The following is a 14,062-nucleotide window of genomic DNA, read 5'->3' as shown; positions in this document are numbered from 1 at the left end:
AGATTGAGCGTAGTTAAGACTAAAAAAAAATAATTAAAAGATTCCCGCTTGCATGGGAAATGAATATGAAAAGTATATCAGTTTTTTGCGGAAGCAGTGAGGGTAATGATACGGATATTATTACAACAGCATATCAATTAGGTTTCTATATGGCTAAGAAAAATATAGCTTTGGTTTATGGCGCAGCAAAGATTGGTGTTATGGGTAAAGTAGCGCAAGGTGCTATTGATGCTAATGGAAAAACCATTGGTGTAATCCCTCATTTTTTAAAAACAAAAGAAATAGTTCATACAGAGCTTACAGAATTAGTTGTAACAGATAATATGCACGATCGTAAAATACTTATGTACGAAAAGAGTGATGGTTTTATTATTATTCCTGGTGGATTTGGTACTATGGATGAGTTTTTTGAAATCACTACTTGGGGACAATTAGGTTTGCATACAAAACCAATAGGTATTTTAAATATCAATGGTTACTATGATGCATTAATTACGCAATGTAAGATGATGGTTGAAAGAGGTTTTTTAAAACAAGAAAATCTAGATGCTGTAGTTGTAGATAATACTATTGAAGGTTTATTTAATAAAATGAATAATTATGTGCCACTGCCAGCACCAAAATGGTTGAATAAAGAAGGGTTATAGATTTCTATTTAGATAGAAATTGCATTCTATGAAAAAGATCATGTTTATATTAACTTTAATTCTTTGTCTTTGTTGTAAAAAAGAGAAGAATGACCTTCTAGACAAAACAGAAGTTGCGAAAAAGGAAACTATAGGATTTCAGTATGATTTTAGTGGTGTAGCGAAAGATACGTTACTGGTTTATGGAAAAGAAATAGTTTTCTTTGTACCTTCAAAAGAAGAGTTGAATATAATAGCAATTCATAACAAAGATTTATTATATCAAGACTCATTATACAAGGAACACATTAAGCAAATAAAGAAGTATTTAAAATTTCCTAAGGCTATAAAAATATCTCAATCATCTAAACGGATAATTGCAGTTGATGATGGAAATAGGATTCGTTATAAAGACAGATTAGATGATTTTAAAAGTAATTATGGTATGTTATTAATGTACAATGAAACTTCAAAATTTGTAAAAAATTATAATGAAGAGAGTACTTTGTTTAATGAAATTGATAAGTTCTATAGAAATAATTTTAGGTTTGAAAAAACAATTAGCCATAAATATGTAATAGCACAAAACGGATTGAATGTAAGAGATGAAGATGGCAATAAAATAGGAAAATATAATTATGGTGAACCTGTAGAAATTGTTGGGTATACACAAGATTCTGTAGAAATAGAGGGTGATGAAAAATGGATTAAAGATGTTTGGGCAATTATTAAATGGAGACAAAATGGATGGACTGAAAAACGATATGTTTTTAATGGTTACTTGGGAGGTAGAGAGGATGTTAAAGTTTTTGAAGATAAAATCTGTTACGGAACTACTTTTGAAAATCAGCAAATTTATGAGGTTTTAGATGATGCTTATCCAGAGTGTCTAAATACATATTTCGACTTTCAACTTATTTCAAAAAGAGAGTATGATTCTGCACCAGAAATTAGTACAGATCTTTACAAAGAAAATAAAGCTGTTATTATTACAAAAAATGAGGATGAAACTACGAATGTTAGCTTGCCATTAAAAGATTCTACTCTAATTTATAATAGCAAAATAGATTATAATGAGTCGTCCCATACTTTTTATGGTGATGTCAGTTTTTTAAATCAATATTTAATGTTTCACGTGTATTATAAAGCAGAAGAAGCATTTTATGCTTTTGTAGATAAAACAACTGGCAAGGAAACTTTAATGCTTAATGGGTTTCCTAATATTTCACCAAATAAAGACAGAATTGTAGCATTTCATTACGATGTTTATGAGAATAAAAGTTATTTGCAAATTTTTAAAATAAACCCAGATAAGACGATTAATTTTGAAAAAGGATTTCAATTTATGTTTTGGGCAGAAAATGCAACGAATAAATTAAAGTGGATTTCCAATAACGAATTCCTAATGACGATAAGCTTTGTAGATGAAAAAGGAAGAGGAGGTTACAAGACGCAATATTTAAAAGTGAAACTAAAATTTTAATTTAGTTAAAAGGATTCCTAATTTCGAGGGAAGCATGAAAACCATGAACACACAAAAAAAAATACAAAACCTTAGAGACGAACTACGTCAACACAATTATAATTATTACATACTCGATAATCCTACTATTAGCGATTATGAGTTTGATATGAAATTAAAAGAACTTCAGGCTTTAGAAGAAGCAAATCCTGAGTTTTTTGATGAAAATTCACCAACCAAACGAGTTGGTGGTACGATAACAAAGAATTTCAATACGGTTGTTCATGATTTTAGAATGTATTCTTTAGATAATTCATATTCAAAAGAAGACTTACTCGATTGGGAAAAACGTATCAAAAAAATGGTAGATGGTGAAGTGCAATACACCTGTGAGCTGAAGTATGATGGAGCGTCAATGAATCTTACTTACGAAAACGGAAAGTTGCTAAGAGCAGTGACTAGAGGTGATGGTGTGCAAGGTGATGAGGTTACGGCAAATGTGAAAACCATAAATACAGTGCCGTTGCAATTAAAAGGTGATTATCCAGAGCGATTTGATATTAGAGGCGAAATTATTTTGCCAATAAAAGGTTTTCAAAAAATGAATGAAGAGCGTATTGCTAATGATGAAGAACCTTATAGAAATCCTAGAAATACAGCTTCAGGAAGTTTAAAACTCCAGGATAGTGCTGAAGTAGCAAAACGACCATTACAATGTTTATTGTATAGTATTAAGGGGAATAGTTTAAATATTTCAACGCAGTTTGAAGGGTTAGATAAAGCTAGGGCTTGGGGATTTAAAGTGCCAAAAGAAGCAAAATTGGTAAACTCTATTGACGAGGTTTTAAATTATGTAGCCTATTGGGATGAACATAGGCATAATTTGCCTTATGAGATTGATGGAGTAGTGGTGAAAGTAAATAGCTTGTATCAGCAAGAAGAGTTAGGTTTTACAGCCAAGGCACCACGTTGGGCAATGGCATATAAATTTAAGGCAGAGCAGGTTTCTACTAAACTTAATAAAATAACTTATCAAGTAGGTCGTACAGGTGCGATTACTCCAGTGGCTAATTTAGAGCCTGTACAATTGGCTGGTACTATTGTAAAACGTGCTTCATTGCACAATGCAGACCAGATTGAAAAGCTGGATATTAGAGAAGGTGATGAGGTATATGTTGAAAAAGGTGGTGAGATTATACCGAAGATTATATCAGTAGATCTATCTAAGCGAACTAATGATTCTCAACCAACAGAATATATTGTTAATTGCCCAGAGTGTGATACAGAATTAATAAGACCAGAAGGTGAGGCAAAACATTATTGTCCTAATTATAGTAGTTGTCCTCCGCAAGTTGTAGGTCGAATTCAGCATTATATTTCTAGAAAGGCAATGGATATTGAAGGTTTAGGTGGCGAAACAGTTGCTTTACTTGTCAATGAAGGGTTAATTACGAATTATGCTGATTTATATGAATTAACTATTGAGCAAGTCATTCCATTAGAACGTATGGCGGAAAAAAGTGCAGAAAATTTAGTTAATGGTATTGAAGCTTCAAAACAAATTCCTTTTGAGCGTGTCTTGTTTGCATTAGGAATTAGATATGTTGGTGAAACTGTTGCCAAAAAACTGGCTAAGCATTACAAGTCAATAGATGCATTAATGTTTGCGTCAATGTTAGATTTAGTAGCAGTAGATGAAATAGGTGAACGTATTGCTGAAAGTGTGGTGGAATTTTTCTCTTCTGAAGAAAATAGAAATATTGTTGAACAATTAAAATTACATGGAGTTCAACTTCGAGTGTCGGCAGATAAGCTAGCTAACCAAACCGAAAAGTTAAAAGGACAAACTTTTGTGGTATCTGGTGTGTTTGAAACAGTATCTCGTAATGAACTTAAAAAACTTATTGAAGATAATGGTGGGAAAGTATCTTCATCCATATCCTCTAAGACAAGTTATGTTGTTGCAGGTGATAAAATGGGACCAAGCAAACGTATCAAAGCAGAAAATTTAAACATTACAATTCTTACAGAGCAAGCCTTTTTAGATGTTTTGAGGTGAATTCCTACGTAAAAACAAGTTTTTTACCGATAAAAAGTAATATTTTACCGTTTAATTGCAATTTTTTATTATATTCGTTCCCATAATAAGGGATTAATTATGTTATTAAATAAAATCTTAAAAGTAGTGCTATTGCTTTTAGGTGGAGTTTTTATAGTATTACAAGGATTTGTGCTAGAAAAAGAAGGCGACACACTAAGTGCTTTAATGCTTGTTTTGTTGACTATTTTATATTGTGTGTGGACTAAAAGAAAATCAAAACTTTTCATTGGTTTTTTAATCGCGTTTACTTTAGGGCATATATTAAGTTTTTTAGCTTGGTATGGTGCTGAGGTTAAAGAAGGAGAGGTTGATTATTATTATTATGGTTCTAACATTTTATATATTATTTCGTACTTGTTTTTAATTTTCAAAATCATTTTACCTGTTAATATTAAAAAAGTTTTTAAAGAGTTAGTAATACCTATAGTTATTCTTTTTGCATTAGATGTGTTTTGTGTTATTTTGGTTACAGACACTACAAAAGGTACACTTTCTAATAATGAATATATGTTAGAGTTTGTGTATAATGCAGTAATAATGGTGTTATTATCTGTAGCGTTGTTAGATTATATGTATAAAAATGATAATAAATCTATGTTGTTTCTTGTAGGTTCTATCTGTATGGTTTTTTCAGAAATTATTCAGCTAGCATATTATTATATAATAGATGATAAGACCTTAGCCTTTATATTTTCGTTTTTCTTAGTCGTATCTTTTGTGTTCTTTTATGTACAATCACAACTAAAATTTAGTGACCCGGAGCCTGAATATTTTGATATAACGAACGGTTAAAAGCTTAGTTTTTTACCAATAAAGGGAATTTCATTTTTGTAATAATATAGAAGTATAGCACTTAGTATAAAAGTTATTAATGCTGTGTAGAATAATACACCTCCATCTCCTTTTACTTCAATTCCTAACCGTGTTAAATGCATTATTATTGCACCACCAATAAGACCTAAAGTTAATAATGCGCCAGCCCAAACAGTTTTTGGTATTAAAAGTAATATACCAGCAATGAGTTCTAGGACTCCTATTCCAATTCTTCCAAAGGGTTCTAAGCCTACAGTTTCAAAAATGTAAACACTATCTGGATGCGCTGTAAACTTAAAACGAAGAGTTTGAATTAAAATAATTGCAACAGCTATTCTTAATACTAAAATAATTTTGTCAGACTTCATAATACATATAATTTATTGAAATCTTAGACGTTACATTTTTAGTTACTTACAAAAAAACTAAACAATAATAGTTGTGCTGTCTGAATAAACAGGTTTACCTTTTTCAAAATAAAAATCAATTCTGCCTAAATACAAACCATAAGCTCCAACTTGATTTACAAGTACATTTTCTCCAGCACTATTTTTTGCAATAGTTGGTTTAGGTAAAAAAGTATGTGTATGACCACCTATAATTAGATCAATATCTTTTGTTGCTTTAGCAAGATTTAAATCGCAAACACGATCTGGGTGTTTTTTATAATGATAGCCAATGTGAGATAAGCAAATAACCAAATCACAACCTTCTTCTTCTTTAAGAATACGAGACATATCTTGGGCTATCTCAATAGGATTATGATATACGGTTTCTTTGTACATCTTTTTATTTACAAGCCCTTCGAGCTGAATACCTAAGCCAAATACACCTATTTTAACACCATCTCTAACTAAAACTTTGTAAGGTTTTACATGAGTGTCCATTATTGTGTTTGAAAAATCGTAATTAGCAGATACAAATTCAAATTTTGCATTAGGCAATTGTGCGTAAAGCCCATCAATACCATTATCAAAATCGTGATTACCAATGGTTGCCAAATCGTATTTAAGCATACTCATTAATTTAAACTCTAACTCACCTCCATAATAATTAAAATAAGGTGTGCCTTGAAAAATATCACCAGCATCTAAAAGTAAAGTATTAGGGTTTTCTTTTCTAATAGATTCAACTAAAGTAGCACGTCTAGCAATACCTCCTTTGTTTGCATTTCTTTTATTATCAGGGCCAAAAGGGTCTATATGGCTATGCACATCATTAGTATGTAGAATAGTAATGTGCTTTTGGTTGTTATTGCAAGATTGAAGGCTTAATCCACCTAAACCAAGCATTGCTGTTGCTGCAGTTGTTTGCTGTATAAAATCTCTTCTTTTCATGGTTTAGATGGAAGTTTCGTGAAACGGTTGTCTATTTTTGGTTTTATGGTATCAGTCTTTTTAAAATAATCTATTAATACGTTTCTTATTTTATAATCTAAAACATATAAGCTGTCGCTAGGATGAAAAAAAGACATGCGATCACCGCCATTGTATAAGTAATCATTAGTTGCTATATAGTACATTTTATCTTCAGAAACGGGTTTGCCTTTTATAAGTGCTTTTTTAATGTTGAAATCATCATCTAATAAAATTTCTAATTGTTTAGACACAGGATGTGCTCTTTTAGCTTTTGCTAAAAACGAAATCATTTCGCTTACCTGTTTTCCTTTTATTGCAGCAACGACTACAGAATTTTCAAAAGGCATAACCTCATAGGCTGTTCTTGATGTTATATTTCCTTGAGAAATTATAGATCTAATACCTCCATGGTTTAGTAAAACTAAATCTATATTCTTACCAGTCCTTTTATTAAATATTGGATTACTTTCACTAAATACAGCATCTGCCATTAAATTACCAATAGCTGTATTAAGCTCTCCATCAGTCTTAGAGTAGGTTTCTGGCGCATAAGAAATAACGCTATCTAAGTTTTTGTTAAGTTGTGTTTTATATGGTGCTATAAAGTCTTCTATTGCATTATTAGAGGTGATATTTTCATCTATATCAATACGTTTTCCTTCTATTTTATTAGGAGTTTCTTTGCAAGAAATTGTTAGAAACAATAAAAGAACAATTAAAAGAGTGTTTTTAATCATTGTATAACTTTCAAAATAGGATTAAATAATATTTTGGCTTTTGTTAAATTTGCACAAAGGCTAAAGATAAATGATTTTAAAGGCATTTAAAGAAAAATCAAATCAAAAATACATAAACAAATTGTTATCTGTTCGTAAGGCGATTGTAAATAACAATAAGATAAAAGTAGTTGCGGTTTTACTTAATGCAGATGAGTTTAATGATTCTGAAGTGTTTAGACGCTATTTTAAAGATTTAAACTTAATTTCGCCAAAGCATAAGATTGTGACTTTTGTTAATGATAATAAGTATGAAGGTAGCCAGTGGGAGACTTATTATACACCAAAAGATTTTGGGTGGAAAGGCAAAATAAATAATACTGATTTACAATTATTTATTGATGAAACCTTTGATGTTTTAATAAGTTATTATAAAAATGAAACACCAGAGTTAAACTTAATTACAGCGTCATCTAAAGCGAATTTAAAAGTTGGTCTTAGCAGAAATGATGAGCGTTTGTACGATTTAATAATAGATGTAAATCCCAAGGATATTGAGATATTTAAAAAAGAACTAAAAAAATATTTAAACATTTTAAACAAATTATAATGACCAAATTTATAGGTACAGGAGTTGCGTTAATCACACCTTTTAAAGCAGATTTAAGTGTAGATTTTGATGCTTTAAAGCAATTAGTAGAGCATAATATAAATAACGGTACAGATTATTTAGTAATAAGTGGTACCACAGGAGAAAGTGTTACGATAACTGCCGAAGAAAAAAAAGAATTAATAAAATTTATAGCCAAGGTAAATAATAATAGATTGCCTTTGGTTCTTGGTATTGGTGGTAATAATACGGCATCTATTATTAACGAAATTACATCTACAGACTTATCTGACATAGATGCTATATTATCTGTGTCTCCATATTATAGTAAGCCAACACAAGAGGGCATTTATCAACACTTTAAAGCTATTTCTAAAGCTTCACCAAAACCAATAATACTTTATAATGTACCAGGCAGAACATCTTCTAATATGCTTCCGGCAACTATTGTTAGGTTGGCAAATGATTGTGAAAATATTATTGCTGTAAAAGAAGCAAAAGGAGATATGCAACAATATTTAGAATTGTTAAGAATTAAACCTAAAGATTTTTTAGTGATTTCTGGAGATGACGATTTAGCATTAGGTGTAGCGTTAGCAGGCGGATCGGGTGTTATATCTGTCATAGGGCAAGCCCTACCAAAGCAATTTTCAGAAATGATTCGTTTAGGTATTGCAGGTAGTGCTAAAGAAGCTTATCAAATACATTATAATCTAATGCCAATAACGGGTTTAATTTTTTCTGAAAATAATCCTGCTGGTATTAAAGCTGTGTTAGAAGCAATAAATATCTCTAAGTCTTATGTGCGTTTACCATTGGTGGAAGCAACAGATAATCTCAAAAAGAATATTAAAGAAGCACTTGCCGTTTTAGGTAAAAGTTAAACTTAATTTAAATTATATATAGCATTAAAAACTAGGCTTATTTTAGCATATAATTTTTGTTTTTAAAATCCGTTATTAATGCGTACTTTTGCATCCTGTTTAAAATTTATGAAGCAAGGAATTTATATACTATTCATAGCTATTTTATTAACCTCTTGTAGCGATTTTCAGAGAGCTTTAAAATCTGAAGATGTTTCAGAGAAATTTAAAATGGCAACAGAGCTATACGAAGCTGAGAAGTGGACCAAATCTAAACGATTGTTAGATCAAATTCTTCCTAAGTATAGAGGCAAGCCACAAGCTGAGAAGGTAACATTTATGCATGCGTATTGCTCTTATCAGGTGAAAGATTATTATATATCTAGTTATCATTTTGATAAGTTTACAGATATTTATCCTCAAAGCGAAAAAGCTGAGGAAGCAGCGTTTTTAGCTGCAAAAGGCTATTATTATAATTCGCCAGTATACTCAAAAGAACAAAAGGAAACTATTGAGGCATTAGAGAAATTTCAATTGTTCGTAAATCAGTACCCAAATTCTAAATATTTAGCAGAAGCTAATGCTTTAGTTAAAGAGTTAGATTTTAAATTAGAAAAGAAAGCTTTTGAGATAGCAAAGCAATATGATCAAATTAGAGATTATAAAGCTTCAATAAAGTCATTTAACAATTTTCTGTTAGAATTCCCTGGTACTTCGTTAAGAGGTGAAGCCATGTTTTACAGATTAGATGCAGCCTATAATTTGGCTATTTTAAGTATAGACCAATTAAAAGAAGAGCGATTAAATAATGCAATTGGTTACTTTAATTCATTAAAGAAGTCATTTCCAAATTCAGAATTTATGGAAGATGCTGATAAAATGAATGAAGAATTAAATAAAGAATTAAGTACATTTACTAAAAGTTAATCATTAATAACAATGGATTTAAAAAAGACAGATGCACCTGTTTCTACAGTAACGTATAACAGAAATGAAGTTGATGCGGCAACAGACAATATCTATGAAGCTATTTCTGTTATAGCAAAACGAGCTGAACAAATTAACACAGATATAAGACGTGAGTTGATTGATAAGCTTGAAGAGTTCGCAACTTATAACGATAGTCTTGAAGAAATTTTTGAAAACAAAGAACAAATTGAAGTTTCTAAGTTTTACGAAAAATTACCAAAGCCACACGCTTTAGCAGTTAAAGAGTGGTTAGATGATAAGATTTATCACAGAAATACTGAGGATACTCAGGAATAAGTTTTCATGTCTATCCTAAAAGACAAAAACATTTTATTAGGCATTACTGCTGGTATTGCCGCATATAAATCTGCTAGTTTAGTAAGATTATTCATTAAAGCAGGCGCTAACGTAAAAGTTGTTATGACGCCTGCTTCTAAAGATTTTATAACTCCACTCACACTTTCTACATTATCTAAAAACCCAGTCTGTTCATCTTTTGTAGATGAAGAGCACGATGGTGAGGTGTGGAATAATCATGTTGATTTAGGATTGTGGGCAGATTATTTTGTTATAGCTCCTGCCACAGCTAATACTATGGCCAAAATGGCTAATGGTGTTTGCGATAATATCCTACTGGCAACCTATCTTTCAGCAAAATGCCCTGTTTATTTTGCTCCAGCAATGGATTTAGATATGTATAAGCATGAGTCCACAAAAACATCTTTTGAAAAACTAACCTCTTACGGAAATAAAATGATTCCTGCCGGAACAGGTGAATTGGCAAGTGGTTTGGTTGGTGAAGGTCGTATGGCAGAGCCAGAAGATATTGTTGGTTTTATAGAGAAAGATGTATTAAATCAACTTCCATTACGAGGAAAAAAAGTTTTAATTACAGCAGGACCAACATATGAAGCTATAGATCCTGTTCGTTTTATTGGTAATCATTCTAGCGGTAAAATGGGATTTGAAATTGCTAACGCGGCAGCAAATCTTGGTGCTGAGGTGATTTTAGTTACAGGTCCTACGCATCAAAAAATTGAGCATAGTTTGGTTAGTGTAAAACCAGTAGTAAGCGCAGAAGATATGTACGATGAGGTACATAAGCATTTTAAGTCTTCAGATATTGCAATACTTTCTGCTGCAGTTGCAGATTACAGGCCAAAAACTATAGCCAATCAGAAAATAAAAAAGAAGGATACTACGTTTAGTATAGAGTTAGAAAAAACAAAGGATATTCTAAAGTCACTTGGTGAAATAAAAAGAGAACAATTTTTAGTAGGCTTTGCACTCGAAACTAACAACGAGTTAGAACACGCTAAAGGAAAATTGAAGTCAAAGAATTTAGATTTAATTGTTCTAAACTCTTTGCAAGACAAAGGCGCTGGTTTTGGTGTATCAACAAATAAGGTTACATTTATAACGTCGTCTAACGATATTATGGAACAACCACTTAAATCTAAAACAGAAGTTGCAGAAGATTTATTGCAGCAGATATTAAAACAATTACATGCGTAAGATATTAGTTTTATTAACCTTTTTATGTTCAACGGTTGTGTTTTCACAAGAGTTGAATTGTACAGTAAATGTTATTTCTCAGTTAACAGGAAACGATAATAATGTTGTTTTTAAAACGCTAGAAAAGCAATTAAATGAGTTCATTAATAATACAAAATGGACAGAAAAAGAATTTGGAGCTGAAGAACGTATTAATTGTAGTATGGTTATTAGTGTAACGAGCTATGAAAACGATAGATTTAAAGCCACTTTGCAAGTATCATCTTCAAGACCTGTTTTTAACTCTACATACAGTTCACCTGTTTATAATTATAACGATAAAGACTTTAATTTTCAGTATTTAGAGTTTCAAAATATAGTATTTAATCCACTTCAATTTGAGTCTAATTTAGTTTCTGTGCTATCCTTTCATGTGTTTATGATTTTGGGTATGGATGCAGATTCTTTTGCGCTCAATGGTGGTGACGATTATTTTGCACAAGCGCAGACTATTGCTACTTATTCTCAGCAATTAAGCGGACAAGGTTGGAAGTTAGAAGATGGACTGCAATCGCGTTTTGCTTTAATAGATAATTTGCTGTCGCCTACATTTAAAGAAATGAGGTCTACAATGTATAGCTACCATATTGAAGCTATGGATGTAATGGCAGAAGATGCAAAAAAAGGTAAGACAAAGATTATTTCTGCTTTATCAGAACTTCAAAAAGTCCACAGAAAAAGACCAAACTCGTATCTATTGCGAGTGTTTTTCGATGCTAAATCAGACGAATTAGCAGATATACTTTCTGGTGGTCCAAGCGTTAACATTACAGAAGCTGTAAATATTCTTAATAAAATTGCGCCAATGCATTCCCAAAAATGGCGAAAAATAAAATTTTAGCTTTCTAATTAATAGAAAGAGTAGGTGTCTTCTCTGTGTTGATTGCGTTTCACTTAATTTGATAAAATTTTATAGGTAAATAGAGATGCATTGTAATTAAATAATTCAGTACCAACCTGAAGTTTACATCTGTAATTATATATTTTTGTAAAAACAAATTCTAAGTACTTGCTAAATACACTTTACATAAAAAATTACGCATTAATTGATGAACTTAATGTTGGTTTTAATAATGGATTAACCATAATTACAGGCGAAACAGGTGCAGGTAAATCTATTCTTTTGGGAGGTTTATCTCTAGTTTTAGGCAAACGCGCAGATATAAGTCAGGTAAAAAACAAAGAAGAAAAATGTATTATAGAAGCAGGTTTTGATATTGCAAACTACAACTTAAAATCGCTTTTTTCTTCTTTAGATCTAGATTATGATGTGCAAACTATAATAAGAAGGGAGATTTTGCCTTCGGGTAAATCGCGTGCTTTTATAAACGATACTCCTGTAACTTTAGAGAGTCTTTCTGCTCTAAGCTCGCATCTTATAGATATTCATTCGCAGCATCAAACACAACAACTTACAGAAAATGATTATCAATTTAAAGTCATTGATGCGTTAGCAGATAATGATAAAAAATTAGAGTTATTCAGTAATCAACTAAACGCCTACAAATCGCTTCAGAAAGCTTTAGAAGTTTTAAAATCTTCAAAGGCAGAAATGATCAAAGAGTATGATTATAATCTCTTTTTAACTAAGGAGCTTAACGAAATAAATTTAGAATCTATAAATATTGAAGTGTTAGAATCGCAATACGAACAACTCAATAATATAGAAATAATAGAAGAGAAGTTAGGTAATGTAAAGTCAATTTTAAGTTTAGAGAACCAAGGTGTAATAGATCAGTTAAATACTGCAAAGCAAGAGCTAAATAGAATCTTGGGTTTTGGTAAAGCTTATGAATCTTTGTATGAAAGGGTTTCTAGTGTAACTATAGAATTAGACGATGTTTTAGCAGAACTAGATAATCTTGAAGAACAACTGTCTTCAGATCCTCAAAAATTAGAGCAGATAAATTCTAAGCTTCAAATTATAAATAATTTATTTCAAAAACATTCAGTTTCTGACATTGAAGAATTAATTGAAATAAAAACGGAATTAGAATCTAAGCTTTTTAAAACTGAAAGTTTAGATGATGCTATTAAAGAAAAAGAACAAGAGCTTATAAAACATGAAAACAAGCTTAATGAAATAGCAGCGCAAATAAGTAAAAAGAGAAAGGCTGTAGCTCCTAAATTAATAGAAAAGTTAGAGCGTAAACTTTCAGATTTAGGAATGCCAAATGCTAAGTTTAAAATAGAACTTAAGTCTTTAGATGGTTTTTCTTCAAACGGAAAAGATGATTTACAGTTTTTATTTACCGCAAATAAAGGTTCAAATTATAATGAGTTAAAAAAGGCGGCTTCAGGAGGTGAATTATCAAGAATTATGCTCACTATAAAGGCTATTTTGTCTGAATATATTCAGTTACCATCTATTATGTTTGACGAAATAGATACAGGTGTTTCTGGTGAAATTTCAAACAAAATGGGTGATATTATGAAGCAAATGAGCGCTAGAATGCAAGTATTTGCCATAACACATTTGCCGCAAATTGCCGCAAAGGGTAATTCTCATTTTAAAGTTTTTAAATTTGATAAGGATGATGCTACTCATACTAGGTTAAAACGATTAGAAGAAGAAGAGCGTGTTGTAGAAATTGCGCAGATGTTAGGTGGTTTGGATATTACAGAATCTGCAGTTGCACATGCTAAACAATTACTTAATTAGCAAGCTAGTCTTATAGGTAATAATCTTATTATAGATGTTCAATTTAATAGTATATTTGAACATTGAATTACAAATAAAAATACTGACTAAAAATAGACACTATGTATAACTTACTAAAAGGAAAAAAAGGAATTATTTTTGGAGCATTAAATGCTGACTCAATAGCATGGAAAACAGCAGAACGTGTACATGAAGAAGGTGGTGAATTTGTGCTTACTAATGCACCTATAGCAATGCGTATGGGGCAAATTAATGAATTAGCTGAGAAAACAGGATCTCAAATAATTCCTGCAGATGCAACGTCTGAAGAAGATTTACAAAACCTTGT

At 31.0% G+C, this 14,062-nt stretch carries 15 protein-coding genes; 12 read left to right on the top strand and 3 right to left on the bottom strand.

From position 1 onward, the window contains the following. Positions 1–65: 65 nt before the first annotated feature. The 4 genes from N4A42_RS02150 to N4A42_RS02135 all read left to right on the top strand — a co-directional run bounded on the left by N4A42_RS02150 (position 66) and on the right by N4A42_RS02135 (position 4,981). Entirely contained in the window at positions 66–647 is a 582-nt protein-coding gene (locus tag N4A42_RS02150; RefSeq protein ID WP_294069234.1) for a TIGR00730 family Rossman fold protein, read from the top strand. A gap of 28 nt (positions 648–675) precedes the next feature. Beyond that, a complete protein-coding gene (locus N4A42_RS02145) occupies positions 676–2,109 on the top strand; it encodes a hypothetical protein (RefSeq protein WP_294069231.1) in 1,434 nt (477 codons plus the stop codon). Between the two features lie 43 nt (positions 2,110–2,152). Continuing rightward, the gene (gene ligA / locus N4A42_RS02140) at positions 2,153–4,147 is read left to right on the top strand and encodes an NAD-dependent DNA ligase LigA (RefSeq protein WP_294069228.1); all 1,995 of its coding nucleotides are present in this window, start codon (positions 2,153–2,155) and stop codon (positions 4,145–4,147) included. A gap of 99 nt (positions 4,148–4,246) precedes the next feature. Further along, a complete protein-coding gene (locus N4A42_RS02135) occupies positions 4,247–4,981 on the top strand; it encodes a hypothetical protein (RefSeq protein ID WP_294069225.1) in 735 nt (244 codons plus the stop codon). Here the strand turns inward: N4A42_RS02135 and N4A42_RS02130 are convergent. From N4A42_RS02130 to N4A42_RS02120, 3 genes are read right to left on the bottom strand one after another with little or no spacing between them, the layout of a single operon-like run. Continuing rightward, positions 4,978–5,370: a DoxX family membrane protein gene (locus N4A42_RS02130; RefSeq protein ID WP_294069222.1), complete on the bottom strand. Its 393-nt coding sequence runs from the start codon at positions 5,368–5,370 to the stop codon at positions 4,978–4,980. The genes N4A42_RS02135 and N4A42_RS02130 overlap by 4 nt on opposite strands. A 57-nt stretch (positions 5,371–5,427) precedes the next feature. After that, positions 5,428–6,339, bottom strand: coding sequence for a bifunctional UDP-sugar hydrolase/5'-nucleotidase (locus N4A42_RS02125; RefSeq protein WP_294069219.1), 912 nt, complete (start codon positions 6,337–6,339; stop codon positions 5,428–5,430). Further along, positions 6,336–7,097, bottom strand: coding sequence for a 5'-nucleotidase C-terminal domain-containing protein (locus N4A42_RS02120; protein ID WP_294069216.1), 762 nt, complete (start codon positions 7,095–7,097; stop codon positions 6,336–6,338). Before N4A42_RS02120 ends, N4A42_RS02125 begins: the two co-directional genes overlap by 4 nt. 70 nt (positions 7,098–7,167) lie before the next feature. Between N4A42_RS02120 and N4A42_RS02115 the strand changes: the two genes are divergently transcribed. From N4A42_RS02115 to N4A42_RS02080, 8 genes are all read left to right on the top strand, one after another. Next, positions 7,168–7,686, top strand: a complete 519-nt coding sequence (locus tag N4A42_RS02115; protein ID WP_294069213.1) for a hypothetical protein — start codon at positions 7,168–7,170, stop codon at positions 7,684–7,686. After that, positions 7,686–8,570, top strand: a complete 885-nt coding sequence (gene dapA / locus N4A42_RS02110) for a 4-hydroxy-tetrahydrodipicolinate synthase (RefSeq protein WP_294069210.1) — start codon at positions 7,686–7,688, stop codon at positions 8,568–8,570. Before N4A42_RS02115 ends, dapA begins: the two co-directional genes overlap by 1 nt. 108 nt (positions 8,571–8,678) lie before the next feature. Beyond that, positions 8,679–9,476 carry an outer membrane protein assembly factor BamD gene (locus N4A42_RS02105; protein ID WP_294069207.1) on the top strand — a complete coding sequence of 266 codons (798 nt, stop codon included), beginning with the start codon at positions 8,679–8,681 and terminating at the stop codon, positions 9,474–9,476. A 12-nt stretch (positions 9,477–9,488) separates the two neighbouring features. Then, positions 9,489–9,815, top strand: a complete 327-nt coding sequence (locus tag N4A42_RS02100) for a DNA-directed RNA polymerase subunit omega (protein WP_294069203.1) — start codon at positions 9,489–9,491, stop codon at positions 9,813–9,815. A gap of 6 nt (positions 9,816–9,821) precedes the next feature. Continuing rightward, complete coding sequence (coaBC, locus tag N4A42_RS02095; RefSeq protein ID WP_294069200.1) at positions 9,822–11,033, top strand: bifunctional phosphopantothenoylcysteine decarboxylase/phosphopantothenate--cysteine ligase CoaBC; 1,212 nt, start codon at positions 9,822–9,824, stop codon at positions 11,031–11,033. Next, complete coding sequence (locus tag N4A42_RS02090; protein ID WP_294069197.1) at positions 11,026–11,913, top strand: DUF4835 family protein; 888 nt, start codon at positions 11,026–11,028, stop codon at positions 11,911–11,913. The genes coaBC and N4A42_RS02090 overlap by 8 nt, the downstream gene beginning before the upstream one ends. Before the next feature lie 168 nt (positions 11,914–12,081). Further along, complete coding sequence (recN, locus tag N4A42_RS02085) at positions 12,082–13,734, top strand: DNA repair protein RecN (protein WP_294069194.1); 1,653 nt, start codon at positions 12,082–12,084, stop codon at positions 13,732–13,734. Between the two features lie 101 nt (positions 13,735–13,835). Further along, the coding region (locus tag N4A42_RS02080) for an SDR family oxidoreductase (RefSeq protein ID WP_294069191.1) at positions 13,836–14,062 on the top strand (227 nt) is incomplete at its 3' end.

This window comes from Winogradskyella sp., from assembly GCF_025210595.1.
Classification (GTDB): domain Bacteria; phylum Bacteroidota; class Bacteroidia; order Flavobacteriales; family Flavobacteriaceae; genus Winogradskyella.
The sequence above is the reverse complement of the archived record's forward strand: the minus strand, read 5'-3'. Positions and strand labels throughout refer to the sequence as shown.

Excerpts from the sequence above, each read along its gene's own strand:
- N4A42_RS02150 (WP_294069234.1), top strand. The coding sequence starts at position 66 with ATGAAAAGTATATCAGTTTTTTGCGGAAGCAGTGAGGGTAATGATACG.
- N4A42_RS02145 (WP_294069231.1), top strand. The coding sequence starts at position 676 with ATGAAAAAGATCATGTTTATATTAACTTTAATTCTTTGTCTTTGTTGT.
- ligA (WP_294069228.1), top strand. The coding sequence starts at position 2,153 with ATGAACACACAAAAAAAAATACAAAACCTTAGAGACGAACTACGTCAA.
- N4A42_RS02135 (WP_294069225.1), top strand. The coding sequence starts at position 4,247 with ATGTTATTAAATAAAATCTTAAAAGTAGTGCTATTGCTTTTAGGTGGA.
- N4A42_RS02130 (WP_294069222.1), bottom strand. The coding sequence starts at position 5,370 with ATGAAGTCTGACAAAATTATTTTAGTATTAAGAATAGCTGTTGCAATT.
- N4A42_RS02125 (WP_294069219.1), bottom strand. The coding sequence starts at position 6,339 with ATGAAAAGAAGAGATTTTATACAGCAAACAACTGCAGCAACAGCAATG.
- N4A42_RS02120 (WP_294069216.1), bottom strand. The coding sequence starts at position 7,097 with ATGATTAAAAACACTCTTTTAATTGTTCTTTTATTGTTTCTAACAATT.
- N4A42_RS02115 (WP_294069213.1), top strand. The coding sequence starts at position 7,168 with ATGATTTTAAAGGCATTTAAAGAAAAATCAAATCAAAAATACATAAAC.
- dapA (WP_294069210.1), top strand. The coding sequence starts at position 7,686 with ATGACCAAATTTATAGGTACAGGAGTTGCGTTAATCACACCTTTTAAA.
- N4A42_RS02105 (WP_294069207.1), top strand. The coding sequence starts at position 8,679 with ATGAAGCAAGGAATTTATATACTATTCATAGCTATTTTATTAACCTCT.
- N4A42_RS02100 (WP_294069203.1), top strand. The coding sequence starts at position 9,489 with ATGGATTTAAAAAAGACAGATGCACCTGTTTCTACAGTAACGTATAAC.
- coaBC (WP_294069200.1), top strand. The coding sequence starts at position 9,822 with ATGTCTATCCTAAAAGACAAAAACATTTTATTAGGCATTACTGCTGGT.
- N4A42_RS02090 (WP_294069197.1), top strand. The coding sequence starts at position 11,026 with ATGCGTAAGATATTAGTTTTATTAACCTTTTTATGTTCAACGGTTGTG.